Genomic DNA, 24826 nt, shown 5'->3' with positions numbered 1-24826 from the left:
GCGCAGATAAAGGAAAGCCAATGGAACACTACCTGACCCTCCGCATCGTGCATGGCGCCACCGCAGTGCTCTTGCTGCTGGGCGTGATCGTGCACTTGCTGATGCTGTGGAAGGCGGCCCGCGGCGGCGACCAGGCCGTGCTGCAGCGCAAGTTGCAACGCACCCGCCGGCTGTCCCTGCCGCTGTTGGCGGTGATCGGCCTGTCATTGCCGCTGACCGGATGGTGGATGACACATCTGGCCGGATGGCCGCTGGGCCAGCTATGGCTGCTGGCCAGCTCCGTGCTGTTCGTCGTGCTGGTAGCGCTGGTGCCGCTGCTGGCCGGCCGCCTCGCCGCCTGGCAGGCACCGGGCAACGCCACCGCCGCACGCAATGCCGGCATTTACGGCGTGCTGGTACTGCTGGTGCTGATCGCAATCACGGCGCTGATGGGCGCCAAGCCGGTCTGATCAATCGCCCGCACGGCCCCTGCGGCGCAGCCAGGCCAGGGCCAGCAGCAGGTAGATCGCCGAGCCGCCCCAGTACAGCCAGGCGAAGCCGTCGGCCAGCCCGATCAGCAGGTAGGCGAGCAGCGGCCCGAGGGCGGCGCCCAGGTCCTGGGCGATCGAATAGCGCGTCATGAAGGCGACGACGTTGCCGGCGCTGGCGACGTCGCTGGCCAGCGCATCGGTAAGGGTGGTCAGCGCCGTCGCCAGCAGCATCACCAGCAGGGTCACGGCGAGCCAGGGCAGCAGCGGCAGGCCGCTGGCCATAAGGCCGAAACTCAGCGCCGCCACCAGCAGCGTTCCGCCATAGAGCCGCGAGCGGCCGCGCGGGCCGTCGGACCAGGCACCGAAGCGCCGACCCAGCCAAGGCTCCCATGACCAGCGCAGCGCCTGCAGGATGCCAGACAGCGCGGTCGCGCTGAGCAGCAGGCCGAACAGGTCGAGCCGGTTGCCGTAGAAGCGTTCGATCAGTGCGCTCAGGGTCGCCGCCAGCACGCCCTGGATCAGCATGGCGGTGCAGAAGCCGCTGACGATCACCCGGTATTTGCCGTTCAGCCGTGCGAGCCGTGGCGGGGTGTCGGCGGCGGGCGCCGCCGGCAATTGGCGCTCGTCGAGCGCCGCCGGCGGCTGGAAGTGGCGCAGCAGCAATGGCAGGCCCAGCAGGGCCATGGCGGCGAAGCTCAGAGCCAGTGCCGGCAGGCCGTAGACCGGCACCAGCAGGCCGCCGAGCAGCATGCCGACGAGGCTGCCGAGTCGATAGAGACCGTTGTACAGGCCCATCGCCTGGCCGCGCGACTGGCCGGCGGCACAGTAGACCACCGCCGATAGGCCGCCGATGCGGAAGAACGACCAGCCGATGCCCCACAGCGCGCGCAACAGCAGCCAGGCGATGAACCCCTTGGCGATGCCGTAGCCCAGGGTGGTCAGGGTGCCGAGCGTGGTGGCCAGCAGCAGGCCGGCGCGCAGACTGATGCGCTGGTACAGCCACCCGATCAGCGGGTTGAACGGCAGGCGGATCAGGCGGTTGACGGAGAGCAGTACGCCCACCTGCCAGAGCGCCTCGAGGCCGACTTCGTGCCAGTAGATCGGCAGGGCGATGTACAGCATGGAATCGCCGGTCAGGCACAGTGCGGTGGCCAGGGCGACCACCACGATCGGTCGGGAACTGCGTTGTTCGAGGGACGCGGGCATGCTGCTCCTCTTGTGAGCGTGCGAGCGGTGTCCCGGGCAGGCTGACCGCGGTGTCGGGTTCCTTTGGGGTGTCGCATTAGCGCCGCGCCGCAGCACGGCGCGTCATTCGTCGGATCACGGGCGCAGCGAGATGATCTGCCAGCCGCGCTCGCTGGCGATCTGGCGCAGGACCGGGTCGGGATCGACCGCCACCGGATGGGTGACCCGCTCGAGCAGCGGCAGGTCGTTGCGCGAGTCGCTGTAGAAATAGCTGCCTTCCAGGCTCTGCTCGGTTTCCGCCAGCCAGCGCTCGATACGCTGGACCTTGCCTTCCTGGAAGCAGGGGATGTCGGTCAGGCGGCCGGTGTAACGGCCGTCGCGCATCTCGCATTCGGTGGCCAGCAGGGTGTCGACGCCCAGGCGTGCGGCGATCGGTCCGGTGATGAAACGGTTGGTGGCGGTGACGATCGCCACCTTGTCACCGGCTTCCAGGTGCTGGCGCAATAGCGCTTCGCCCTTGCTCAGCACGATGGGCTCGATGTGCTCGCGCATGAACTCCTCGTGCCAGGCCTGCAGCTGCGCCATTTCGCTGCGCCCCAAGATTTCCTGGCAGAAGTTCTGGTAGGCGTGCACGTCGAGGGTGCCGGCCAGGTAGTCCTGATAGAAGGCATCGTTACGGGCCCGGTAGTGGCTCGCATCGACGATGCCGCGCTGGCAGAGGTATTCGCCCCAGGCATGGTCGCTGTCACCGGCCAGCAGGGTGTTGTCGAGATCGAATAGAGCCAGGCGCACGGAAGATTTCCTCGGGGATGGTCAGGGCAGCGCCAAGCATAGCGGTTAGATCGTCCGCGGTGCAGTCTCGGCCCATCTGCCAGGCGGTGCAGCGCGGGTCAGGAGCGCGGGCCGAACGGCGGCTTGCTGCGCTTTCGGCTTGTTGCGGTTTTGTGGAACAATGCCGCGACATGCGTCTGCGAGGTGGTATGCCGTGATCGATTCCGATGGTTTTCGCCCCAATGTCGGCATCATCCTGACCAATGATGTCGGTCAGGTGCTGTGGGCTCGGCGGATCAATCAGGATGCCTGGCAATTCCCCCAGGGCGGTATCAACGCCCGTGAAACGCCGGAAGAGGCGTTGTTTCGCGAACTCAACGAAGAAGTGGGCCTGGAAGAGCAGGATGTGAAGATCCTCGCCTGCACCCGTGGCTGGTTGCGTTATCGTCTGCCGCAACGCCTGGTGCGAACCCACAGCCAGCCGCTGTGCATCGGCCAGAAACAGAAGTGGTTCCTGCTGCGCCTGACCGGCGCCGAGGACCGTGTACGCATGGATCTGACCGGCAAGCCCGAGTTCGATGGCTGGCGCTGGGTCAGTTACTGGTATCCGCTGGGGCAGGTGGTCACCTTCAAGCGCGAGGTCTATCGTCGCGCACTCAAAGAACTTGCGCCGCGTCTGCCGGTGCGGGACTGAAAAATCGGGGAGAAAGCCTCTGAGCATGCTCGGCACGCTGCGCAAGATTGTCCAGGAAGTGAATGCCGCCAAGGACCTCAAGGCGGCGTTGGGCATCATCGTGCTGAGAGTCAGGGAGGCCATGGGCAGCCAGGTCTGCTCGGTCTATCTGCTCGATCCGGAAACCGAACGCTTCGTCCTGATGGCCACCGAAGGTCTCAACAAGCGCGCCATCGGCAAGGTCAGCATGGCGCCCAACGAGGGTCTGGTGGGCCTGGTGGGCACCCGTGAGGAGCCGCTCAACCTCGAACACGCCTCCGAACATCCGCGCTACCGCTACTTCGCCGAGACCGGCGAGGAGCGCTACGCCTCCTTTCTCGGTGCACCGATCATCCACCACCGTCGGGTGATGGGCGTACTGGTCATCCAGCAGAAGGAACGCCGCCAGTTCGATGAAGGCGAGGAAGCCTTCCTGGTGACCATGAGCGCGCAGCTCGCCGGGGTTATCGCCCATGCCGAGGCGACCGGTTCGATCCGCGGCCTCGGCCGCCAGGGCAAAGGCATTCAGGAAACCCGCTTCATCGGCATTCCCGGCGCCCCGGGCGCCGCGGTGGGGACCGCGCTGGTGGTGCTGCCGCCGGCCGATCTGGACGTAGTGCCGGACAAGCACATCGATAATATCGAGGCCGAGCTGACGTTGTTCGAGGCGGCGCTGGAGGCGGTGCGCGCGGACATGCGCAACCTGTCGGAAAAGCTCGCCACGCAGATGCGCAAGGAAGAGCGCGCGCTGTTCGATGTGTACCTGATGATGCTCGATGACTCGGCCCTCGGTGGCGAGGTGACCAAGGTCATCCGCACCGGCCAGTGGGCCCAGGGCGCGCTGCGCCAAGTGGTCACCGAGCACGTTCGGCGCTTCGAAATGATGGACGATGCCTACCTGCGCGAGCGCGCCTCGGACGTCAAGGACATCGGCCGGCGCCTGCTCTCCTATCTGCAGGAGGCACGCCAGCAGGCTCTGGTGTATCCGGACAAGACCATCCTGGTCAGCGAGGAACTGTCGCCGGCCATGCTCGGCGAGGTACCCGAAGGCAAGCTGGTGGGGATGGTCTCGGTGCTGGGCTCGAGCAACTCCCACGTCGCCATCCTGGCCCGTGCCATGGGCATTCCGACGGTGATGGGCGCAGTCGACCTGCCCTACTCGAAGGTCGACGGCATCGAGCTGATCGTCGACGGCTACCGCGGCGAGATCATCACCAACCCCGGCAAGGTGCTGCGCGAGCAGTACGAGGTGCTCGCCGAGCAGGAGCGGCAGCTCTCCGAAGGCCTCGACGTACTGCGCGAGCTGCCCTGCGAAACCACCGATGGTCACCGCATTCCGCTGTGGGTCAATACCGGATTGCTGGCCGATGTGGTGCGCGCCCAGGAGCGTGGCGCCGAAGGCGTGGGGCTGTATCGCACCGAAGTGCCCTTCATGATCAAGGAGCGCTTCCCCAGCGAGAAGGAGCAGATGGCCATCTACCGCGAGCAGCTGGAAGCCTTCCATCCGCTGCCGGTGACCATGCGCAGCCTCGACATCGGCGGTGACAAGTGCCTGCCGTACTTCCCGATCAAGGAAGAGAACCCGTTCCTCGGCTGGCGCGGCATTCGCGTCACCCTCGATCATCCCGAGATCTTCCTGCTGCAGACCCGCGCCATGCTCAAGGCCAGCGCCGGGCTGAACAACCTGCGCATCCTGTTGCCGATGATTTCCGGCATCCGCGAGCTGGAAGAGGCGCTGCACCTGATCCATCGCGCCTGGTGCGAGGTGCGCGACGAGGGGCTGGACGTGATCATGCCGCCGGTCGGCGTGATGATCGAGGTGCCGGCGGCTGTCTACCTGACCCGCGAGCTGGCGCGCATGGTGGATTTCATCTCGGTCGGCTCCAACGACCTGACCCAGTACCTGCTGGCGGTGGACCGCAACAATCCACGGGTCGCCGATCTCTACGACTATCTGCATCCGGCCGTGCTCGAGGCGCTGCAGCGGGTGGTCAAGGAAGCCCATGGCGAGGGCAAGCCGGTGAGCATCTGCGGCGAGATGGCTGGCGATCCGGCGGCGGCCATGCTGCTGCTGGCGATGGGCTTCGACAGCCTGTCGATGAACGCCACCAACCTGCCCAAGGTGAAATGGCTGCTGCGTCAGATCAGCATGGACACCGCCCAGCAGCTGCTCGCCCGCGTCATGCTGCTGGACAGCCCGCAGGTCATCCACAGCACGGTGCAGCTGACGTTGCGCAACCTCGGACTTAACAAGCTGATCAACCCGTCCGCCGCGGTCTGAGCCCGCCGCGGTCGCGCGCCATCAGCTGGCGGGTGGGTGGCGGTAGCGCACCTCGCCCGAGGGACCGGCCGGGCCGAAGCTGCGTTCGATGATGTCCAGCGAACCGTCTGCATGGCGGATCAGCGCCGTACTGGCGCGAGTGCCGTACTCAGGGCTGGCGATGAAGATGCTCGACAGCCGCCGCTCCCACTCCAGTGGCACCCCAGTCTGTGGGAGCTCATGCTCGGCGGCCGGCTCGGCATCGGCGAGCAATGCCAGCAGGCGTTCCGGCTCCGGTTGCTGAAGGATGGCGGTGAGTGCTGCGCGGGCTCTTCTCAGCTTGGGCCAGGGCGTATCCAGCCCGGCATTGGACAGGCCGTAGACGCCGGGCTGCAGTTCCTTGGGCTCGCCGTCATGGGAATTCAGATGCCACAGTGTCTGCCGATCGCCTACCAGCAGGTTGTAGCCGGCGTAGTCGCCGCGACGCTCGGCCAGTGCGGCCAGGTAGTCGGCCGGCGGCAATTCACCCCGCAGATAGCGTTCCGGCAGCTCGCCCCGTGAGCGCGCGCCGATCGGCTGGCCGGGTGCGCGGATGTTGGTCAGCGCGGCGAAGCGGCCGCGGGCGGTGACGCCCATCCAGGTGCCGCCGGCTTGCAGATCGCGTCCGCCGATGATCCAGGGTGCGTCTTCCCAGCAGCCGAGCGGCAGACTGGGACGCGCGTGGAACTCGTCGCGATTGGCCGCCACCACCAATGGCTGGGAGTGGTCGGGGCGCCAGGCGAAAACGATCAGGCACATGGGACACCTTCGCAGTTGCAGACCTGCAAGGGTACAGGCGCGGCGGCGGAAAGGGCATGGCCTGCCGGCGGCAGCGTCGGCGTGCAAGCGCCAGTCGGGCATTTTCGCTACCATGCCGGTTTGTTTCGCCGGGACGGGGCGCATGGAGTTTCTGCTTTATCTGCTGCTGGGCGGCTTCGCCGGAGTGCTGGCCGGTCTGTTCGGCGTGGGTGGCGGGCTGATCATCGTGCCGGTGCTGGTGTTCAGCTTCAGCGCGCAGGGCTTTTCCCAGGACATTCTCACCCACCTGGCGGTTGGAACCTCGCTGGCGACCATCGTTTTCACGTCGGTCAACTCGATTCTCACCCACCATCGCCTGGGTGCGGTGCGCTGGCCGATGGTGCTCTGGATGACCTTCGGCATCCTGCTCGGCGCGGCGCTGGGCAGCCTGACCGCGGCGGCGATCCAGGGGCCGATGCTGCAGAAGATCATCGGCGTGTTCGCCCTAGCGATGGCGGTACAGATGGGCTTCGACCTGCGTCCAAAGGCCACCGGTCGTGTACCGGGACGACCCGAACTGTCGCTGGTGGGCGTGGTGATCGGCTGGGCGTCCGCGATCTTCGGCATTGGCGGCGGCTCGTTATCGGTCCCGTACCTGACCTGGCGCAGCGTGCCGATGCAGCAGGCGGTGGCGACCTCGGCGGCCTGCGGGCTGCCGATCGCCGTCGCCGGGGCGTTGAGTTTCATGGCGGTAGGCTGGCACGAGGCGCACCTGCCACAGTGGAGCCTGGGTTTCGTCTACCTGCCAGCCCTGCTGGGCATCGCCGCCACCAGCATGTTCTTCGCACGGCTCGGCGCGCGGCTGGCGCATCGCCTGTCGGCCAAGGTTCTGAAACGGCTGTTCGCTCTGCTGCTGCTGAGCGTCGGCATCAACTTTCTGGTTTGAGGAGTAACGGATGCTGCCCTATCCGCAGATCGATCCGGTGGCCATCGCCATCGGCCCCTTGCAGATTCACTGGTACGGCCTGATGTACCTGATCGGCATCGGCGGCGCCTGGTGGTTGGCCTCGCTGCGGGTGCAGCGCTTCGCGCCGGAATGGCCGAAGGACAAACTTTCCGACCTGGTGTTCTGGGTCGCCATGGGGGTGATCGTCGGCGGCCGCCTGGGTTACGTGCTGTTCTACGACCTGGCCGCCTACATCAATCAGCCGAGTCTGATTCTGCAGGTGTGGAAAGGCGGCATGTCGTTCCACGGTGGCCTGATCGGCGTGCTGCTGTGCAGCTGGATCTTCGCCCGGCGCAACGGCAAAAGCTTCTTCGAACTGATGGACTTCATCGCACCCTTCGTGCCGATCGGCCTGGGTGCCGGGCGCATCGGCAACTTCATCAATGCCGAGCTGTGGGGCAAGGCCACCGATGTGCCCTGGGCGATGGTCTTCCCGACCGATCCGCAGCAGCTGGCGCGGCATCCGTCGCAGCTCTACCAGTTCGCCCTGGAAGGCGTCGCGCTGTTCGTCATCCTCTGGCTGTATTCGCGCAAGCCGCGGCCGACCATGGCGGTGTCCGGACTGTTCGCGGTGTGCTACGGCATTTTCCGTTTCATCGTCGAGTTCGTCCGCGTGCCTGATGCGCAGCTGGGCTACCTTGCGTTCGGCTGGCTGACCATGGGCCAGGTGCTGTGCATTCCCATGGTGTTGCTGGGCGCCGGGATGATTGCCTGGGGTTACCGGCGCGAAGCCGGCCGGGCACCGGCCTGAATCTGCTCCCGGCTTGTCGCCGCACACGCGACAAGCCGGGCGTCGCCTTTTACTATTCGCGCAGCCTTTTTTCACCGCGCTTTGGCGCCTGCTTCGAGTCAATCGATGAAACAGTATCTCGACCTGATGCGCCACGTGCGCGAACACGGCACCTTCAAGAGCGACCGCACCGGCACCGGCACCTATAGCGTGTTCGGCTACCAGATGCGCTTCGACCTGGCCGAAGGCTTCCCGCTGGTGACCACCAAGAAGTGTCACCTCAAATCCATCATCCACGAGCTGCTGTGGTTCCTTCAGGGCGATACCAACATCAAGTACCTGAAGGAAAACGGCGTGCGCATCTGGGACGAGTGGGCCGACGAGAACGGCGAGCTGGGCCCGGTCTACGGCTACCAGTGGCGCTCCTGGCCGGCGCCGAACGGCGAGTCCATCGACCAGATTGCCAACCTGCTGGCGATGATCAAGAAGAATCCGGATTCGCGCCGGCTGATCGTCTCGGCCTGGAATCCGGCGCTGGTCGAGCAGATGGCGCTGCCGCCGTGCCACGCCCTGTTCCAGTTCTACGTCGCCGATGGCAAGCTCAGCTGCCAGCTGTACCAGCGCTCGGCCGACATCTTCCTCGGCGTGCCCTTCAACATCGCCAGCTATGCCCTGCTGACGCTGATGGTGGCGCAGGTCTGCGACCTCGAGCCGGGCGAGTTCATCTGGAGTGGCGGCGATTGCCACCTTTACGCCAACCACCTGGAGCAGGCCGATCTGCAGCTGACCCGCGAGCCGCTGCCGCTGCCGACCATGAAGCTCAATCCCGAGGTGAAGGACCTGTTCGCCTTCCGCTTCGAGGACTTCGAGCTGGTCGGCTACGAGGCGCACCCGCACATCAAGGCGCCCGTCGCCGTCTGACTTTGGTCGGGTTTGCCGCCGCGGATAACGCGGCTGTCATATTTGCCGTATAGACTCGACCGCTCAGGGCCTTTTCACGATCTCGCGAGCTAGAGTCCTGCAAGGCAAAAACCGGTGAGGAAGCGGAATTTACTTATGTAAATGAGCATTCCGAGCCGGTTCTTTAACGCAGCAGGGCCGACGCGCAGTAGATCGTGAGCAGGCCCTCGGGGTTTCTTGGGAGCCAAGTCATGCGCAGGGTCGTGTTCAATCAGAAGGGTGGTGTCGGCAAGTCGAGCATCGCCTGCAATCTGGCCGCGGTCAGCGCATCGCAGGGCTACCGCACTCTGCTGGTGGACCTGGACGCCCAGGCCAACTCCACGCACTACCTGACCGGCCTGACCGGCGATGACATTCCTACCGGCATTGCCGACTTCTTCAAGCAGATTCTCGCTGGCGGCAACGCGGGCAAGAAGGCGCGCCCGCCGATCCTCGAAACAGCGTTCGACAACCTGCACCTGATCAGCGCCACGGCCGAACTGGCCGACCTGCAGCCCAAGCTGGAGGCCAAGCACAAGATCAACAAGCTGCGAAAGCTGCTCGAAGGCCTCGCCGAGGATTACGACCGGATCTACCTGGACACCCCGCCGGCGCTGAACTTCTACACCGTTTCGGCGCTGATCGCGGCCGACCGCTGCCTGATCCCCTTCGACTGCGACAGCTTTTCCCGTCAGGCCCTGTACGGCCTGCTGAACGAGATCGAGGAAATGAAGGACGACCACAACGAGGCGCTCGAAGTCGAGGGCATCGTGGTCAACCAGTTCCAGCCACGGGCCGCGCTGCCGCAGCAGATGATCGACGAGTTGCTGGGTGAAGGCCTGCCGGTGCTGCCGATCAACCTGATGAGTTCGGTGAAGATGCGCGAGTCGCACCAGGCCTGTACGCCGCTGGTGTACCTGGATCCGCGGCACAAGCTCAGCCAGCAGTTCGTCGAGCTGCACGACCTGCTCGAGTCTGCCGGCTGAGGAAATCAGTCCTCGGCGCGCCGCTCCAGCTTCTTGCCCAGCCGCGAGGCATAGAGTTCGCCGATCATCCCACGGCGGAACACCAGCACGCAGACCATGAAGATGATCCCGGTGACCAACGTCACCGGCAGTTCCGAGGTGGCGAAGTAGTTGCCCAACGTGGTCACCAGTGCGGCGCCGAAGACCGGCCCGACCAGGGTGCCGATGCCGCCAAGCAGCGTCATCAGCACCACTTCGCCGGACATCTGCCAGCTGACGTCGGTCAGCGTGGCGAACTGGAACACCAGCGCCTTCAAGCCACCGGCGAGCCCTGCCAGCGCGGCGGACATCACGAAGGCGCCCAGCTTGTAGCGCGACACCGTGTAGCCGAGGGAGATCGCGCGGTTTTCGTTCTCGCGGATCGAGCGCAGGATCATGCCGTACGGCGAATGGATCACCCGCCAGATCAGCAGCATGCCGGCGAGGAACACCGAGAGCACGAAGAAGTACATGTACAGCGGCTCTTCCAGGTCGATCAGGCCGAACAGGTGGCCGCGCGGGATATTCTGGATGCCGTCCTCGCCGTGGGTGAACGAAGCCTGCAGGCAGAAGAAAAAAAACATCTGCGACAGTGCCAGGGTGATCATCGTGGAGTAGATGCCCTGCCGGCGTATTGCCAGGAAACCTATGATCAGCCCGAGAAACGCCGCGCCGGCAACGCCGACGAGAATCCCCAGTTCCGGCGTCAGTCCCCATTCCTTCACCGCATGGGCGGTGAAATAGGCGGAGCCGCCGAAAAAGGCCGCATGGCCGAACGAGAGGATGCCGGTGTAGCCGAGCAGCAGGTTGAAGGCGCAGGCGAAGAGGGCGAAGCACAGCACCTTCATCAGGAAGATCGGGTAGAAGTAGAACGGCGCCAGGGTCAGGGCGACCACGCCGATCAGGATCAGCACGGTTTCCAGGCGCAGCAGCGGGCGTTTGGTGGTCGGGGTGACGCTCAGCTGGCTGTTCATCAGGCATCTCTCCCCATCAGGCCGGCCGGGCGTACCAGCAGCACGATCGCCATGATCACGAAGATCACGATATTGGACGCTTCCGGATAGAACACCTTGGTCAGCCCCTCGAGGATGCCCAGCAAGTAGCCGGTGATAATGGCGCCGAGAATCGAGCCCATGCCGCCGACCACCACCACGGCGAACACCACGATGATCAGGTTCGAGCCCATCAGCGGGCTGACCTGGTAGATCGGCGCGGCGAGCATGCCGGCCAGCCCGGCCAGTGCCGCGCCCATGCCGTAGGTGAAGGTCAGCAACAGCGGCACGTTGATGCCGAAGGTGCGCACCAGGGTCGGGTTCTCGGTGGCGGCGCGCAGGTAGGCGCCGAGCTTGGTCTTCTCGATCAGCAGCCAGCTGGCGATGCAGATCACCAGCGAGGCCAGCACCACCCAGGCGCGGTACTTGGGCAGGAACATGAAGCCCAGGTTGTAGCCGCCGGCCAGCTCCTTGGGCACCGCATAGGGTTGCCCGGAGGAGCCGTAGAAGTAGCGGAAGGCGCCCTCCAGGGCGAGCGCCAGGCCGAAGGTGAAGAGCAGGCTGTAGAGGTGGTCGAGGTTGTACAGCCGCGACAGCGCCAGGCGCTCGATCACCGCGCTGCACAGGCCGACGACGATCGGCGCAAGGATCAGTGCCGGCCAGTAGCCGATGCCCAGGGTGGCCAGCAGCAGGTAGCCGGCGAAGGCGCCGATCATGTACTGCGCACCGTGGGCGAAGTTGATGATCTTCAGCATGCCGAAGATGATCGCCAGGCCCAGGCTGAGCATGGCGTAGAACGAGCCATTGATCAGGCCGATCAGGAGCTGGCCGAGAAACGCCTGGATCGGCACATCGAAAATCGTTGTCATCAGACCCCCAGGGCTTCGTTGAGCATGCTCATGCGGCCAGGCAGATCGGCAACATCGAAGGTGTCGATGACTTGGCCGTGGTCCACCACGTAGAAGCGGTCGGCCACCTTGCTGGCGAAGCGGAAGTTCTGCTCCACCAGCAGGATGGTCATGCCGCGCTGCTTGAGCGTCTGCAGCACCTCTCCGATACGCTGGATGATCACCGGCGCCAGGCCTTCGGTGGGCTCGTCGAGGAGTAGCAGCCGGGCGCCGGTGCGCAGGATGCGCGCCATGGCGAGCATCTGCTGCTCGCCGCCGGAGAGCTTGGTGCCCGGGCTCTTGCGGCGTTCCTCGAGGTTGGGAAACAGCTGGTAGATCTCCGCCAGGCTCATGCCGCCCTTGGCGATCACCGGCGGCAGGGTGAGGTTCTCCTCGACGGTAAGCGTGGAGAAGATGCCGCGCTCCTCCGGCACGTAGCCGATGCCGTGGCGGGCAGTGCGGTGCAATGGCACCCGCAGCATGTCCTTGCCGTCGAAGCGGATCGTCCCGCTGCGCTTGCGGATGATGCCGACGATGGCGCGCAGCGCGGTGGTCTTGCCCACCCCGTTGCGGCCGAGCAGGGTCACCGTCTCGCCCGCATGGACGTCCAGGTCGATGCCGTGCAGGGCATGGCTTTCGCCATACCAGGCATTCAGCTCGCGCACGCTGAGCAGCGGTTCAGTCATCGTCGGTCCCCATGTAGGCCACGCGCACGCGCTCGTCCTGGCTGACTGTGCGGTAGTCGCCGGAGGTGAGGATTTCGCCGCGCTGCAGCACGGTCACCTGATGGCAGAGGTCGGCCACCACCTTGAGGTTGTGCTCGACCATCAGCACCGCACGCTGGGTAGCCACTTCGCGGATGATCTCGGCCACCACGTGCACGTCTTCATGGCCCATGCCGGCCATGGGTTCGTCGAGCAGCAGAACCTTGGGCTCCAAGGCCAGGGTGGTGGCGATTTCCAGCACGCGCTTGCGCCCGTAGGACAGATCGGCGGCCGGTTCGTGTCGCTTGTCGGCCAGGCCGACCGACTCGATCAGCTGCATGGCACGTTCGTTCAGCCGGTTCAGCGAACGCATCGGCAGCCAGAACTGGGTGGCCAGCCCGCCCGGGCGCTGCAGGGCGACGCGCACGTTGTCCAGCACCGAGAGGTGCGGGAACACCGCGGAGATCTGGAACGAGCGAACCAGCCCCATGCGCGCCACCTTGGCCGGGTCGGTGCGGGTGATGTCATGGTCGAGCAGGCGGATGCTCCCGGCGGTGGGCTGCAGGAACTTGGTCAGCAGGTTGAACACCGTGGTCTTGCCCGCCCCGTTAGGGCCGATCAGGGCGTGTACCCGGGCATGGTGCACGTCCAGATCGACGTTGTTGACCGCGACGAAGCCGCCGAACTCCTTGCGCAGGCCGCGCGCCGAGAGCATCACGGGAGTATCCCGTCCGACGTCGCCAGCCGCGCTGGGCTGAACGGCGGCCATGCTCATTGCCCGACCAGCTCGCAGCCGCTGTCGGCCGGCTTGATGTAGGCCTCATCGCCCGGCACGGTGGCCAGCACCTTGTAGTAGTCCCAAGGCCGCGAACTCTCCTCGGGTTTCTTCACTTCCATCAGATAGACGTCGCTGATCAGCCGGCCGTTGGCGCCGACCTTGGCGTTGCGCGCGAAGACGTCGTCCACTGGCAGCTCGTGCATCGCCTTGGCCACCGGCTCGGTGGCGTCGGTGCCGGCCTTCTCGATCGCCTTGAGGTACTGCATGACGCCGGAATAGGTGCCGGCGTGGACCATGTTCGGCATGCGCCCGGTGCGCTTGAAGAAACGCTCGCCGAACTCGCGGGACTTGTCGTCGCGGTCCCAGTAGAAGCTCTCGGTCAGGGTCAGGCCCTGGGCGGCGTCCAGGCCCAGGCCGTGCACTTCGGCGAGGGTGAAGAGCAGCGCGGCGAGGCGCTGGCCGCCGGCGACGATGCCGAACTCGGCCGCCTGCTTGATGCTGTTGGCGGTGTCCAGACCCGCGTTGGCGAGGCCGATGACCTTGGCCCCGGAGGATTGCGCCTGCAGGAGGAACGAGGAGTAATCGGTGCTCGCCAGCGGATGGCGCACCGCGCCCTTGACCTCGCCACCCTTGGATTTGACGAACTTGGAGGTCTGTTCCTCCAGCGAATAGCCGAAAGCGTAGTCGGCGGTCAGGAAATACCAGCTGTCGCCGCCCTGGGACACCAGCGCGCCGCCGGTGCCGACCGCCAGCGCATGGGTGTCATAGGCCCAGTGGAAGCCGTAGGGCGAGCACTGCTTGCCGGTCAGCTCGGTGGTGGCAGCGCCGGTGACCAGGTTGATCTTCTTCTTGCTCTTGGAAATGCCCTGTACCGCCAGCGCCACCGAGGAGGTGGTCAGCTCCATGATCGAGTCGACCTGCTCGCGGTCGTACCACTGCCGCGCGATGTTGGAGGCGATGTCCGGCTTGTTCTGGTGATCGGCGGTGACGATCTCGATGGGTGCGTCGAGCACCTTGCCGCCGAAGTCTTCGGCCGCCATCTTCGCCGCTTCGAACGACCACTTGCCGCCGAAGTCCGCGTACACGCCGGACTGGTCGTTGAGGATGCCGATCTTCACCTTGCCGTCGGAAATCTCGGCCGAGGCGGGAACGGCGACCGCGGCCGTCAGGGTTGCCGCTGCGATTGCTGAAAGCTTCATGCGTATCTCCTTGCACGGGTTGCTCGGCATACGGGCGCGCGCCGATGCGAGGCGAGCCGTACGGACGGGTTAGGGGAAAGCTGGGGAGGCGGGTAACAACGCAACGCCGGGCTCGCTCCGCGCGAGGGCCGCCGTGGTGCACCGGCGGACGGCGGTGCGTGGCAATCCGCGCATCAGGCAGGCTGCCGCCGTCGCGTCATGCTGCGAAGTCGAATGGCTGGATAGCGAAAGGGTAGGGCGAGAGTCAGTCGAAGCAGGGCACATGGGCGTCTTCTTCTTATTGTTGTTCTGGCTCTAACCGTAGCAGGGCTTCGACGGGACGCAACTCCATGCCGCTGCGATGATGGCGCTGCGGCGCAGATTCACGCCCGTAGCGGGGCCACGGGCGCAGGCGGGCGGGGGATCAGCGGGCGATCAGGATGTCGCAGGGCGGCTGGTCGAGAAACTGCCGCGCCAGGCTGCCGAGTAGCGCACTGCTCATCTCGCCACGGCTGTGGCTGCCCAAGGCGAGCAGCTGCGGTTGCCAGTCGCGCAGGGCGGCGTCCAGGCAGTTGCTGCGCTCGCCCTGATGCAGGCTGTAGCTCAGCAACGCACCGGTTTGCGGCAGTTGCTGCTGGATATCCTCCACCAGCTGATCGAACAGCTCCTGCTGCAGCACCAGACCCTCGGGGTCCGGGCCGTGCACCTCGGCCATCTCATGCACGTGCAGGGCATGCAGCTCGGCGTCGCCATCCAGCAGCTGCCAGGCGCACTGCATGGCGCGGGTGGCGCAGCGGGAGAAGTCCAGCGCGGCCATCGCGCGACGGTACGGCGCCTCGGCCGGCGCGACCACCAGCAGCAGCGGCGCGGTGCTCTCGAGCATGATGCGTTCCAGCGTGGTGCCGGCGAAGCCCTGGCTGGAGCCACGGTGGTGGCGGCCCAGGACCAGCAGGTCGGCTTCCAGCCCTTCGGCCTGGGTGAGGATTTCCTCCACCGCCGGGCCGCGGCGAATCCAGGGCTCGAGCTGGTCCAGCTGCTGCTCGCGCAGACGCTCCTGCAGCCAGGCGCGTGCCGCGTGCTCGTCGGCGGACGGATCGCGCTCGTCGAGCACGTGCAGCAGGCTGAGCCGTGCGCCTGTCTGTCGCGCCAGCTGGACGGCACGCTGCAGGGCCAGATCGGCGTCCGGGCTGAGATCGTGAGCGACGAGAATGTGCTGGAACATGACTGGCCTCGCGAAGCTGGAGAAGAGGCGAGTATGCCGCGCCGCGGCAAGGCTGTCCTGCTGCAAGCCAGCAGCGGAGGGGGCGTCGCGGCGGTTTCTGGCTGATCCGGCGCAACAACTTGCGCATCCATGCCCTTGCGCGCTTTTGTCGATACGCTCCTGCGGCTATGCTTGCCGGCATTCGAGCAGGAGTGAAGGATGAGCAAGGTCAGTGTGCTGGTAGTGGATGACGCGCCCTTTATCCGCGACCTGGTGAAGAAGGCGCTGCGCAGCCAATTTCCCGGGATTCGCACCGAGGATGCGGTGAATGGACGCAAGGCCCAGCAGATGCTCGCCCGTGAGCGCTTCGACCTGATCCTCTGCGACTGGGAGATGCCGGAGATGTCCGGCCTGGAGCTGCTGACCTGGTGCCGTACTCAGGACGCGCTGAAGTCCGTGCCGTTCATCATGGTGACCAGTCGTGGCGACAAGGAGAACGTGGTACAGGCCATCCAGGCCGGCGTATCCGACTTCATCGGCAAGCCCTTTTCCAACGAACAACTGACCAGCAAGGTGCGCAAGGCCCTCGGCCGTGCCGGCAAGCTGGATGCGTTGGCTGCCAGCGCACCGACACGGGTCCTGTCCACCGGCGTGGCCAATGACTCGTTGGCCGCACTGACCGGCGGCAAGGCGGAGGTCGTCCGTCCCGCTGCCGCTCCTGCTCCGGAAGCGAAGGCTGCGCCACTGATCCAGCCCTCATCGGCAGCCCCTGCCGCGGCCCCGGGTGCCGCCTCGTCCGGGCGCGGCCAGGGCCAGCTGCGGCTGGCCCATGGCAGCGTTGCCTGTGTGATCAAGGCGCTGAGCCTCAAGGAGGCGCTGCTGGTGGTCAAGCGTGGCGAGCCGCTGCCGCAAGTGCTGGAAAGTGCCGTGCTCGACCTGGAGCAGGGCGAGGGCGGCGAGATCGCGCGGCTCAATGGCTATCTGCATGCCGTCGCGGCGTTCGAGCCCAAGCCCGACAGCGACTGGCTGCAGCTCTCGTTCCGCTTCGTCGATCGCGATCCGCAGAAGCTCGACTACCTGTCGCGCCTGATCGCCCGCGGCACCGCTCAACGCCACTTCACGCCCGGCGCCTGAATGCGGGCCAGGCGACCGTTCGGCGCCTGGTCCACGCGACAAGCTGACAAGCTTCACACCCCGACGGTCGGTGGCTCGCGCAGGCCAACCGCCACTGCTAGTCTTTGCGCTCCAACACCATAATCACTAGAAATCTGCCGTTATGCTGGGGCGCATTCTTCTGTTGCTCGGGCTGCCGCTGCTGGCCTCGCCGGCCTTGGCCCTGACCATCTACAAATACACCGACGCCAATGGAGTCGTGACCTATAGCGACCAGGCCGCGCCTGGTGCGCAGGTGTTCGTCTTCCGCGACCGCATGGTGGAAAAGCTCGACACTCAGGTAAAGCTGGAAACCCGCAAGCACGATGCGGGCGAAACGCTGCTGGTGCGCAACGACCTGTTCGCGCCGGTGGATATCGAGCTGAAGCTGGAGAACGTCGAGAACGCCGTGGGCGCACCGACCAAGCCGATCCGCTGGGTGCTGCCGCCACGCAGCCAGATCCGCCTGGCGACCCTGGCGCCGCGTGACGCCAGCAAGCCGCTCAAGTACACGCCCAAGCTGCGTCATGCGCTGGGCGATCCGCGGCTGATACCCAAGCCCTACAAGTACCCGCTGCCCTGGCGCGGTGGCCCGTTCCGCCTGACCCAGGGCGCCAACGGCCAGTACAGCCACTTCACACCCAAGGGCCGCTATGCCGTGGATATCGCCATGCCCGAGGGCACGCCGATCGTCGCCGCGCGCGGTGGCATGGTAGTGAAGATCGAGAACGAGCAGAGCGGCCGCGGCAACAATCCTGCCGGCAACTTCGTGCGCATCCTGCACGACGACGGCACCATGGGCGTCTATCTGCACCTGATGAAAGGGTCGGTGGCCGTGCGCGAAGGCCAGCGGGTCGAGACTGGCACCCGCATCGCGCGCTCCGGCAACACCGGCAACAGCACCGGCCCGCACCTGCACTTCGTGGTGCAGCGCAACGTGGGCCTGGCCATCGAGTCGATCCCGTTCGACTTCTCCCAGCCGGTCAACAGCCTGCCGAACTTCGCCGTGGGTGGGGAGTAGCCGCTGGCTACCCCCCAAAGCATGATCCGGCAGGCTGGTATCGCCTAGAGGCTTAGAACGCCAGACCAACCTTCAGGCCGACCTGCTCCTGCTTGAGCTTGCTGTTCTCGGCGAGCTCGCTGTTGCTGTCGAGTTCGTAGCGGGTCTGGGTGTAGTACAGGCTGGTGCTGATCGGCATGTTGTTGATGCCCTTGTTCCACAGCACGGTCAGCTCGCCGTAGGGGTTGACCTTGTCCTTCAGGTCGACGGTATCGCTTTCACCGCCGACCTTGAGCTTGCTGTCGGCCTCGATGGAATAGCGGGCTCCGACCTCCAGGCGCACGGTGTAGTCGGGCGTCAGGTAGTTGTAGCCGAGGCCGGCCTTGGCGAAAGGTGAGTGCGTGGTCAGCTTGACGTCTTCCTCGAACGGACCGACCCGAACGTCGTCCTGCTCGATGCGGCCCCAGTCGTAGCCACCGCCGACGATCACATCCACGTAGTTGTTGGTGCTCAACGCTGCGCGCAGGCCCAGGTCGAGATCGGCGCGAGCGGAGAGGAACTCGACATCATCCTTGTCGCGGTACTGCCCCTCGATGCCGGCCTGGTAGATGAAACCTTCCTGGCCGGTGAGCTTGTTGCCGAAGTTGTAGTACAGGCCGCCCTGGTTCAGGCGCTCCTTGTCACTCTCGTCATCGATGGTCAGCTTGTACTGATTGTGCGAGCCGATGACGCCGATGTTGGAGATCGGGCCGGTAGCGGACTGGGCGAAGGCGTGGGACGTGCCGGCCAGGCACAGGGCCAGCGCCGCCGTGGTGGTCAAACCGTTGATGCGCATGAGATTGCTCCATCGTCACTTGAAAGCCATGGCGCCCCGGGCGAGGCGCCTATGCCGTGGAGCAGGGCGAGGCGGCAAAATTCTCGAGATCACGATGAGCGGTCGTAAATTCTTGTAAATCAAGTATTAGCGAGCGGCATGTAAAGCAGAATGTAAATATCGGGCCAGCGACGCTAGCCCTGATATTTCAGCACCTTGGCCAGTACGATCTTGGGGCCGCGCATCTTCTTGATGACGATCTGCAGGCCTTCGACCTGCAACACTTCATCTTCGTCGGGAACGCGCTTGAGCGTTTCGTAGACGAGTCCGGCCAGGGTCTCGGCCTCCACATGATCGAGGTCGATGTCCAGCAGGCGCTCCAGCTTGAACAGCGGCGTGTCGCCACGCACCAGCAGCTTGCCGGGCTGGTAGGCGAGAACCCCGCGTTCGGTCTTGCGGTGCTCGTCCTGGATGTCGCCGACCAGCACTTCCAGCACATCCTCCATGGTCAGGAAGCCGATCACCTTGTGGTCGCCTTCTTCCACCAGCACGAAATGCGCGCCGCCCTGGCGGAACTGCTCCAGCAGGCTGGCCAGCGGCATGTGCTTGGACACCCGCTCCAGCGGACGCAGCAGCTCGTCCAGGCAGAAATGCTCGGCCAGGCGATCGTCGGCCGCCAGCGCCAGCAGCAGGTCCTTGATGTGCAGCAGGCCGACGTACTCGCCCTTGATCCCGTCATAGACCGGGTAGCGGCTGTACTTGTGGCGGCGGATGACTTCCAGAATCTCGCTCAGCGGAGCGTCGTGCTCCAGCTGCAGCAGGTCCTCTCGAGAGTTGGCCCAGTCGACGACCTCCAGTTCACTCATCTCTACCGCCGAGGCCAGCACCTGGATCTGCGGGTTGCTCGGGTCGCGGGCGCGGTTGGAGTGCAGGATCAGCTTGAGCTCCTCGCGGCTGTAGTGATGGTCGTGGTGTGCGCCTGGCTCGCCCTGGCCGGCGATGCGCAGGATGGCATTGGCGCTGGCGTTGAGCAGGTAGATCGCCGGGTACATCAGCCAGTAGAACAGGTACAGCGGCACGGCCGTCCATAGCGACAGCAGCTCGGGCTTGCGGATCGCCCAGGACTTGGGCGCCAGCTCGCCGATGACGATGTGCAGGTAGGAAATGATGAAGAACGCCGTGAAGAAGGCGATGCCGTGCACCAGTGCCGGCGACTGGATGCCGAAGCTGGCCAGCACGGGTTCGAGCAGGTGGGCGAAGGCCGGCTCGCCGACCCAGCCAAGCCCCAGCGAGGCCAGGGTGATGCCCAGCTGGCAGGCCGAGAGATAGGCGTCCAGTTGCTGGTGCACGGTGCGCAGGATGTGTCCGCGCCAGCCGTGACGGCTGGCAATGGCTTCCACCTTGGTGGCGCGCAGCTTGACCATGGCGAACTCGGCGGCGACGAAGAAGCCGTTGAGCAGCACGAGGAACAGGGCAAAGAGAATCAGACCGAAATCGGCGAAGTAGGAGGAGGCGGTGTAACTAGGGGAAGGGTCCATGAAGGGGTCGGGTGGCCAATGATCGCGACAGGATGGCGGCGGCGCAGCGGCTTTTCAAGCGACGAAGCGGGAAATTCCCGCCTCGCCGTCGGCTAATCGGTCAGCGTCCGGGCACCTGGGCGGTGGGGAAGTGGCAGGAAAAGCAGCTGCCCCGGCCCGGCGCGCTGGTGATGTCCAGACGGCCCTGATGGCGCAGCAGCACGTGCTTGACGATGGCCAGGCCAAGGCCCGTGCCGCCGGTGCTGCTGGCACGGCTCGAGTCGACGCGGTAGAAGCGCTCGGTCAGGCGCGGCAGGTGCTTCTGTTCGATGCCGATGCCGCTGTCCTCGACGCTCAGGTGCGCACCGGCCTCGTCGCCCCACCAGCGCACATGGATGGTGCCGCCGTCGGGGGTGTATTTCACCGCGTTGAAGACCAGGTTGGAGAAAGCGCTGCGCAGTTCCGTCTCGCTGCCCTTGAGCTGCAGCTGCGGATCGGCATCCAGACTGATCAGGTGGGCGCGGGCTCCGGAGAGCGCGCGAGCATCGCTGATGATCGACTGCAGCAGCAATCCGACCGCCACTGGCTGGTTGTCGGTCGGGCGGCTGCTGGTCTCCAGTCGCGCCAGCAACAGCAGGTCGTTGAGCAGGTGCTGCATGCGCCCGGCCTGCTGGTTCATCTGCTGTAGCGCGCGGAGCCAGCGCGGGTTCACCCCCTCGGCATGCTCCAGCAGGGTTTCCAGATAACCCGCGATGACGGTGAGCGGTGTGCGCAGTTCATGGGAGACGTTGGCAACGAAATCCTTGCGCATCTGCTCCAGCTGATGCAGCCGGGTGACATCGCGGACCAGCAGCAGGTGCTCGCGATTGCCATAGCGGGTGATGTTGAACTGCAGGCGGATGCGATCGTCCACCGGCGAGGCCAGCTCCAGCGGCTGGTCGTAGTTGCCGCTGTCGAAGTACTCCTTGAACGCCGGGTGACGCACCAGATTGCCGATCGGATGGCCGGCATCCTGGGGCTTCTTCAGCCCGAGCAGGCGGTTGGCGGCTGGGTTCCACCACTCCAGGTTGCCATCGCTGTCGAGCATGATCACCGCATCCTTGAGCGCTGCGGTGGACCCCTGGGCGCGATCGATGATGCCCTGCAGCTCGCCTCGCAGGCGCAGGTCGCGGCGCTGCAGCTGGTAGAGGTTGTCGAACACGTCGCCCCAGATGCCGGCCGAATCGGGCGGTGGTTCGTCCGGATCGCTGCGGTGCAGCCAGCGCTGCAGGCGCAGCAGCTGGCGCAGGGTCCAGATGAGGTAACCGCTCAGGCCGAGCACCAGTGCCCAGGCGTATTCGCCACTGATCAGACCGAGCAGCAGGCAGCCGCCCAGCAACAGCAGCAGGCGGCGAACGAGGGCTCCTTGCCAGTCCTGATTCAAGCGATGTACTCCGAAGAGAACGCGACGGTGCGCGGTTGGGAACGCATGCTAAAGCGGCGCGCTCAGCTCTTGCTGGAGAAACGATAGCCGGTGCCGCGTACGGTCTGCACCAGGTTCTCGTAGGCCTCGCCGAGGGCCTTGCGCAGCCGGCGGATGTGTACATCCACGGTGCGCTCCTCGACGTAGACATTGCCGCCCCAGACCTGATCGAGCAGCTGGCTGCGGGTGTAGGCGCGTTCCTGGTGGGTCATGAAGAACTGCAGCAGGCGGTATTCGGTCGGGCCCATCTCGGCCGGTTTGCCGTCGATGGTGACGCGGTGGCTGACCGGGTCGAGCAGCAGGCCGCCGATCTCGATGGGCGCCTCGCTGTCCACCGGCGTCGCGCGGCGCAGCACGGCCTTCAGCCGGGCCACCAGTTCGCGTGGCGAAAAGGGCTTGGTGATGTAGTCGTCGGCGCCGACCTCCAGGCCCTGGATCTTGTTGTCCTCTTCGCCTTTGGCGGTGAGCATGATGATCGGCGTGTCGGCGGTCAGCTCGTCGCGCTTGAGCCGTCGCGCCAGTTCGATGCCCGATGTGCCGGGCAGCATCCAGTCGAGCAGGATCAGGTCCGGTTTGCGGTCGATGATCAGCGCGTGGGCCTGTTGGGTGTTCTCCGCTTCGAGACAGTCATAGCCGGCCATTTCCAGGGCGACGACGATCATCTCCCGAATCGGCGCCTCGTCATCGACGATCAGTATGCTCTTGCCATTCATGGTCACGCCTCGGGTCCGTTCTTGTCGCTCGGCATTAGATAACGGAAATATTGCAGCCATGTGACAGGCAGACGGCAAGCCGGAGCAAGAAAGATTGCCTTCGATAGTGGCGTTTTGCTCAGGCCTTCGTCGCGTAATCCAGCACGATGCCGGCGAGAATCGCCAGGCCCGCCCAGTGATTGTGCAGGAACGCCTTGAAGCAGGCTTGTGGCTTGCGCGAGGCGGTCTTCCAGTATTCCCAGGCGAAGCAGCCGGCTGCGACCACCAGCCCCAGGTGGAACCACTGGCCCAGCTCGAAACGCACTCCGGCGAGGATCAGGCAGAACAGCGCCAGCCCCTGCAGGGTGACGATGATGATGCGGTCCGCTTCACCGAAGAGGATGGCGGTGGACTTGATGCCGATCTTCAGGTCGTCTTCGCGATCGGCCATGGCGTAGTAGGTGTCGTAGGCCACGGTCCACAGCAGGTTGGCGATGAACAGCAGCCAGGCTTCCGGCGGCAGGCTGCCGGTCTCGGCGGTGAAGGCCATCGGCATGCCCCACGAGAATGCCGCGCCGAGCACCACCTGAGGGTAAAAGGTGTAGCGCTTCATGAACGGGTAGCAGGCGGCCAGCGCCAGCGCGCCGAAGGACAGATAGACAGTGGTTGCGTTGGTCAGCAGCACCAGCACGAAGCTCAGTCCCACCAGGATGGCGAACAGCGTCCAGGCCTCCCGCGAACTGACCCGCCCGGCGGCCATGGGGCGCGCCTGGGTGCGCTGCACGTGGCCATCGAAGTTGCGGTCGGCGAAATCGTTGACCACGCAGCCGGCGGCGCGCATCAGGATCACCCCGGTGACGAAGATGAACAGGTTCTTCGCGCTGGGCACGCCTTCGGCGGCGATCCACAGTGCCCACAGCGTCGGCCACAGCAGCAGATAGGTGCCGATGGGCTTGTCCAGGCGCATCAGCTGGATGAAATCCCAGGCGCGCGGGTGCAGGCGATTGCACGATTGCAGCAACTTCAAATACATCAGCGGCTCTCCTTGGCGAAGGGGGACATGCAGCGGTTCGCTCAGGGTGTGACGGCAGCGGCCTGCCACAGCGCGGGCAGGAACACCTCGGCGACCAGCACGCCGAGTCGATTCTGGCGGAAGCACGAGCGCCGCGCCCAGAGGCCGTCGACACGCTGTGCTTGCGGCAGCCATTGCGCCGGGTAGTGACAGGCTTCGAGCTGCCCGCGGGCGAAGGCCGGGTCGCTGAACAGCAGTTCGCCCAGGGAGCGATTGCCGAGGCTTTGCAGGTCCAGCCCGGCGGCGTCCAGCTGGGCGCGCGCAGCGACGCTGCGGGCGAACACCCAGGGTTGTTCATGCCCGCACAGGTAGACCTCGCGCACCCATCCCTCGCTCGCCTCGGCCACGCCGAGCGCGGCGCACTCGTCGGCGCGCAGGGGCTGCCAGGCCTGGTGCAGGGGAATCACACTGAAGGCGCCATCGGCCACCTCGGTCAGGCGGCGGGTCAGTGAGCCCTTGTCGACGTAAAGCCAGTCGTGCAGGGCGGGGTCGAGCGGGAAGGGCAGGCGGTCGGGGCTCAGCCAGTCTGGATTCGGGGACACGGCGATTCGGGCATGACGGAAAGAGCGGCGAGTCTAGCATGCGCCTGGCTGGCGGGCGGCTGCATGCGTCCCTGTACCGGCGCGCGGCCTGTAGCGGCGCGGGCGGGATGCTACAGGGGTTCAGGTCCAGCCTTCCAGGCGCATGGTGGCGCGCACCAGGCGCTGTTCTTCCTGCTCGATCTCCTTGAGATTGTCGCGAATGCCGTGGATATGGTCGCGCGCGGCACGCTGGGCCTGCTCGGGCAGGCGTTCGATCACCGCGTGGTAGAGCCGCGAGTGCTGGCGGTCGATCTGTCGTTTCTGCGCCGGCCGGTGATAGAGGTTGTTCACCGAGGCGAACACGGTGCTGAGCATCAAGTCGGTCAGCGACTGCAGCGTATGCACCAGTACCGGGTTGTGCGAGGCCTCGCAGATGGCCAGGTGGAAGGCATGGTCCAGGCGCGCGTGTTCACGCGGGTCGGCACCCTGCTCGCTGGCGTGGGCGGCGAGCATCTCCTCGTAGCGCCGACGCAGCAGGACGAAATCCGCGTCGGTGCCGCGCAGTGCGGCGAGCCGTGCCGATTCGCTTTCCAGCAGCGCGCGCACTTCCAGCAGGTCGTAGAGGGTGCGCGGCTGCGAGTTGAACAGGTGCATCAATGGGCTGGCGTCGTGGTTGCCGGACAGCTCGGCGACGAAGGAGCCGCGGCCCTGGGAGGTCTCGATGATGCCGCGCCCGCGCAAAACGCGCAGGCCCTCGCGCAGTGCCGAGCGGGAGATGCCGAGCTTCTCGCACAGGCGGCGCTCGGAGGGCAGCGCCTGGCCGACCTTGAGCACGCCGTCGACGATCAGCCGTTCGATGCGCTCGGCCACCACGTCGGCGACTTGACGGCGGTCATTGTTGGGTTCGTTCGACATGCCACTTCTCCAGCTGGTAGGACCAGTTGGCGGGCAGTTTACCTCGAATGCTGAAAAGCACCTAACGGCGCGGTCTGGAGGGGCTTC

General features: G+C 65.6%; 25 protein-coding genes. 9 read left to right on the top strand and 16 right to left on the bottom strand.

All coding sequences use genetic code 11. The features are described from left to right. Positions 1-20 precede the first annotated feature (20 nt). On the top strand, positions 21-449 hold the full coding sequence (locus VF716_RS16280) for a DUF2269 family protein (RefSeq protein WP_013981545.1): 429 nt from the start codon (positions 21-23) through the stop codon (positions 447-449). Here the strand turns inward: VF716_RS16280 and VF716_RS16275 are convergent, their stop codons facing one another. Continuing rightward, the gene (locus VF716_RS16275) at positions 450-1676 is read right to left on the bottom strand and encodes an MFS transporter (RefSeq protein ID WP_011911643.1); all 1227 of its coding nucleotides are present in this window, start codon (positions 1674-1676) and stop codon (positions 450-452) included. A gap of 114 nt (positions 1677-1790) precedes the next feature. After that, positions 1791-2447, bottom strand: coding sequence for an HAD family hydrolase (locus VF716_RS16270; protein WP_125459933.1), 657 nt, complete (start codon positions 2445-2447; stop codon positions 1791-1793). Between the two features lie 193 nt (positions 2448-2640). Between VF716_RS16270 and VF716_RS16265 the strand changes: the two genes are divergently transcribed. After that, positions 2641-3120, top strand: coding sequence for an RNA pyrophosphohydrolase (locus tag VF716_RS16265; RefSeq protein WP_011911645.1), 480 nt, complete (start codon positions 2641-2643; stop codon positions 3118-3120). Between the two features lie 25 nt (positions 3121-3145). Beyond that, on the top strand, positions 3146-5419 hold the full coding sequence (gene ptsP, locus VF716_RS16260; protein ID WP_011911646.1) for a phosphoenolpyruvate--protein phosphotransferase: 2274 nt from the start codon (positions 3146-3148) through the stop codon (positions 5417-5419). A gap of 21 nt (positions 5420-5440) precedes the next feature. Here ptsP and VF716_RS16255 read toward each other — a convergent pair whose 3' ends face one another. Further along, positions 5441-6196 (bottom strand): NRDE family protein, encoded by a 756-nt coding sequence (locus VF716_RS16255; protein WP_095460852.1) that lies wholly within the window; start codon positions 6194-6196, stop codon positions 5441-5443. 142 nt (positions 6197-6338) lie between these two features. On the opposite strand from VF716_RS16255, the gene VF716_RS16250 reads away from it, so the two are divergent. From VF716_RS16250 to VF716_RS16235, 4 genes are all read left to right on the top strand, one after another. Then, positions 6339-7121, top strand: a complete 783-nt coding sequence (locus VF716_RS16250) for a sulfite exporter TauE/SafE family protein (RefSeq protein WP_019407553.1) — start codon at positions 6339-6341, stop codon at positions 7119-7121. Between the two features lie 10 nt (positions 7122-7131). Then, entirely contained in the window at positions 7132-7932 is an 801-nt protein-coding gene (gene lgt, locus VF716_RS16245) for a prolipoprotein diacylglyceryl transferase (protein WP_011911649.1), read from the top strand. A 105-nt stretch (positions 7933-8037) separates the two neighbouring features. Further along, positions 8038-8832: a thymidylate synthase gene (locus VF716_RS16240; protein ID WP_014595629.1), complete on the top strand. Its 795-nt coding sequence runs from the start codon at positions 8038-8040 to the stop codon at positions 8830-8832. A 230-nt stretch (positions 8833-9062) separates the two neighbouring features. After that, complete coding sequence (locus VF716_RS16235; protein WP_011911651.1) at positions 9063-9836, top strand: ParA family protein; 774 nt, start codon at positions 9063-9065, stop codon at positions 9834-9836. Positions 9837-9841: 5 nt separating this feature from the next. Here VF716_RS16235 and VF716_RS16230 read toward each other — a convergent pair whose 3' ends face one another. The 6 genes from VF716_RS16230 to VF716_RS16205 all read right to left on the bottom strand — a co-directional run bounded on the left by VF716_RS16230 (position 9842) and on the right by VF716_RS16205 (position 15615). Beyond that, positions 9842-10828: a branched-chain amino acid ABC transporter permease gene (locus tag VF716_RS16230; protein ID WP_011911652.1), complete on the bottom strand. Its 987-nt coding sequence runs from the start codon at positions 10826-10828 to the stop codon at positions 9842-9844. Continuing rightward, complete coding sequence (locus VF716_RS16225; RefSeq protein ID WP_011911653.1) at positions 10828-11715, bottom strand: branched-chain amino acid ABC transporter permease; 888 nt, start codon at positions 11713-11715, stop codon at positions 10828-10830. The genes VF716_RS16230 and VF716_RS16225 overlap by 1 nt, the downstream gene beginning before the upstream one ends. After that, complete coding sequence (locus VF716_RS16220; protein ID WP_011911654.1) at positions 11715-12419, bottom strand: ABC transporter ATP-binding protein; 705 nt, start codon at positions 12417-12419, stop codon at positions 11715-11717. The genes VF716_RS16225 and VF716_RS16220 overlap by 1 nt, the downstream gene beginning before the upstream one ends. Then, the gene (locus tag VF716_RS16215) at positions 12412-13212 is read right to left on the bottom strand and encodes an ABC transporter ATP-binding protein (protein WP_011911655.1); all 801 of its coding nucleotides are present in this window, start codon (positions 13210-13212) and stop codon (positions 12412-12414) included. Before VF716_RS16215 ends, VF716_RS16220 begins: the two co-directional genes overlap by 8 nt. Continuing rightward, positions 13209-14414 (bottom strand): ABC transporter substrate-binding protein, encoded by a 1206-nt coding sequence (locus tag VF716_RS16210; protein ID WP_011911656.1) that lies wholly within the window; start codon positions 14412-14414, stop codon positions 13209-13211. The genes VF716_RS16215 and VF716_RS16210 overlap by 4 nt, the downstream gene beginning before the upstream one ends. Positions 14415-14817: 403 nt before the next feature. Then, entirely contained in the window at positions 14818-15615 is a 798-nt protein-coding gene (locus VF716_RS16205) for a universal stress protein (protein WP_011911657.1), read from the bottom strand. A gap of 198 nt (positions 15616-15813) precedes the next feature. On the opposite strand from VF716_RS16205, the gene VF716_RS16200 reads away from it, so the two are divergent. Together VF716_RS16200 and VF716_RS16195 are read left to right on the top strand one after the other, a co-directional pair. Further along, a complete protein-coding gene (locus tag VF716_RS16200; RefSeq protein ID WP_108241377.1) occupies positions 15814-16728 on the top strand; it encodes a response regulator in 915 nt (304 codons plus the stop codon). 142 nt (positions 16729-16870) lie between these two features. Next, positions 16871-17767, top strand: coding sequence for a peptidoglycan DD-metalloendopeptidase family protein (locus tag VF716_RS16195; protein ID WP_013981559.1), 897 nt, complete (start codon positions 16871-16873; stop codon positions 17765-17767). A 52-nt stretch (positions 17768-17819) separates the two neighbouring features. Here the strand turns inward: VF716_RS16195 and VF716_RS16190 are convergent, their stop codons facing one another. The 7 genes from VF716_RS16190 to glcC form a co-directional block, all read right to left on the bottom strand. Then, complete coding sequence (locus VF716_RS16190) at positions 17820-18581, bottom strand: outer membrane protein (protein WP_125852390.1); 762 nt, start codon at positions 18579-18581, stop codon at positions 17820-17822. 173 nt (positions 18582-18754) lie between these two features. Beyond that, complete coding sequence (locus tag VF716_RS16185; protein WP_019407567.1) at positions 18755-20098, bottom strand: hemolysin family protein; 1344 nt, start codon at positions 20096-20098, stop codon at positions 18755-18757. 100 nt (positions 20099-20198) lie between these two features. Further along, complete coding sequence (phoR, locus tag VF716_RS16180) at positions 20199-21500, bottom strand: phosphate regulon sensor histidine kinase PhoR (protein WP_013981562.1); 1302 nt, start codon at positions 21498-21500, stop codon at positions 20199-20201. Positions 21501-21562: 62 nt separating this feature from the next. Then, positions 21563-22252 (bottom strand): phosphate regulon transcriptional regulator PhoB, encoded by a 690-nt coding sequence (gene phoB / locus VF716_RS16175; RefSeq protein ID WP_011911663.1) that lies wholly within the window; start codon positions 22250-22252, stop codon positions 21563-21565. Between the two features lie 118 nt (positions 22253-22370). After that, positions 22371-23264, bottom strand: coding sequence for a 4-hydroxybenzoate octaprenyltransferase (gene ubiA / locus VF716_RS16170; RefSeq protein ID WP_125856109.1), 894 nt, complete (start codon positions 23262-23264; stop codon positions 22371-22373). Between the two features lie 41 nt (positions 23265-23305). Continuing rightward, the gene (locus VF716_RS16165) at positions 23306-23845 is read right to left on the bottom strand and encodes a chorismate--pyruvate lyase family protein (protein WP_125856108.1); all 540 of its coding nucleotides are present in this window, start codon (positions 23843-23845) and stop codon (positions 23306-23308) included. A 120-nt stretch (positions 23846-23965) separates the two neighbouring features. Next, positions 23966-24739, bottom strand: coding sequence for a transcriptional regulator GlcC (gene glcC / locus VF716_RS16160; protein ID WP_011911666.1), 774 nt, complete (start codon positions 24737-24739; stop codon positions 23966-23968). Positions 24740-24826 lie beyond the last annotated feature (87 nt).

The organism is Stutzerimonas sp. Brlt_14 (assembly GCF_051948915.1).
Classification (GTDB): Bacteria; Pseudomonadota; Gammaproteobacteria; order Pseudomonadales; family Pseudomonadaceae; genus Stutzerimonas; species Stutzerimonas stutzeri.
This window is presented reverse-complemented; position numbering and strand designations above follow the sequence as displayed.

Excerpts from the sequence above, each read along its gene's own strand:
- VF716_RS16215 (WP_011911655.1), bottom strand. The coding sequence starts at position 13,212 with ATGAGCATGGCCGCCGTTCAGCCCAGCGCGGCTGGCGACGTCGGACGG.
- VF716_RS16185 (WP_019407567.1), bottom strand. The coding sequence starts at position 20,098 with ATGGACCCTTCCCCTAGTTACACCGCCTCCTCCTACTTCGCCGATTTC.
- phoB (WP_011911663.1), bottom strand. The coding sequence starts at position 22,252 with ATGAATGGCAAGAGCATACTGATCGTCGATGACGAGGCGCCGATTCGG.
- VF716_RS16190 (WP_125852390.1), bottom strand. The coding sequence starts at position 18,581 with ATGCGCATCAACGGTTTGACCACCACGGCGGCGCTGGCCCTGTGCCTG.
- VF716_RS16235 (WP_011911651.1), top strand. The coding sequence starts at position 9,063 with ATGCGCAGGGTCGTGTTCAATCAGAAGGGTGGTGTCGGCAAGTCGAGC.
- VF716_RS16225 (WP_011911653.1), bottom strand. The coding sequence starts at position 11,715 with ATGACAACGATTTTCGATGTGCCGATCCAGGCGTTTCTCGGCCAGCTC.
- VF716_RS16280 (WP_013981545.1), top strand. The coding sequence starts at position 21 with ATGGAACACTACCTGACCCTCCGCATCGTGCATGGCGCCACCGCAGTG.
- lgt (WP_011911649.1), top strand. The coding sequence starts at position 7,132 with ATGCTGCCCTATCCGCAGATCGATCCGGTGGCCATCGCCATCGGCCCC.
- ubiA (WP_125856109.1), bottom strand. The coding sequence starts at position 23,264 with ATGTATTTGAAGTTGCTGCAATCGTGCAATCGCCTGCACCCGCGCGCC.
- VF716_RS16220 (WP_011911654.1), bottom strand. The coding sequence starts at position 12,419 with ATGACTGAACCGCTGCTCAGCGTGCGCGAGCTGAATGCCTGGTATGGC.
- VF716_RS16195 (WP_013981559.1), top strand. The coding sequence starts at position 16,871 with ATGCTGGGGCGCATTCTTCTGTTGCTCGGGCTGCCGCTGCTGGCCTCG.
- VF716_RS16255 (WP_095460852.1), bottom strand. The coding sequence starts at position 6,196 with ATGTGCCTGATCGTTTTCGCCTGGCGCCCCGACCACTCCCAGCCATTG.
- VF716_RS16230 (WP_011911652.1), bottom strand. The coding sequence starts at position 10,828 with ATGAACAGCCAGCTGAGCGTCACCCCGACCACCAAACGCCCGCTGCTG.
- VF716_RS16210 (WP_011911656.1), bottom strand. The coding sequence starts at position 14,414 with ATGAAGCTTTCAGCAATCGCAGCGGCAACCCTGACGGCCGCGGTCGCC.
- VF716_RS16275 (WP_011911643.1), bottom strand. The coding sequence starts at position 1,676 with ATGCCCGCGTCCCTCGAACAACGCAGTTCCCGACCGATCGTGGTGGTC.
- VF716_RS16200 (WP_108241377.1), top strand. The coding sequence starts at position 15,814 with ATGAGCAAGGTCAGTGTGCTGGTAGTGGATGACGCGCCCTTTATCCGC.
- VF716_RS16250 (WP_019407553.1), top strand. The coding sequence starts at position 6,339 with ATGGAGTTTCTGCTTTATCTGCTGCTGGGCGGCTTCGCCGGAGTGCTG.
- VF716_RS16240 (WP_014595629.1), top strand. The coding sequence starts at position 8,038 with ATGAAACAGTATCTCGACCTGATGCGCCACGTGCGCGAACACGGCACC.
- ptsP (WP_011911646.1), top strand. The coding sequence starts at position 3,146 with ATGCTCGGCACGCTGCGCAAGATTGTCCAGGAAGTGAATGCCGCCAAG.
- glcC (WP_011911666.1), bottom strand. The coding sequence starts at position 24,739 with ATGTCGAACGAACCCAACAATGACCGCCGTCAAGTCGCCGACGTGGTG.
- VF716_RS16205 (WP_011911657.1), bottom strand. The coding sequence starts at position 15,615 with ATGTTCCAGCACATTCTCGTCGCTCACGATCTCAGCCCGGACGCCGAT.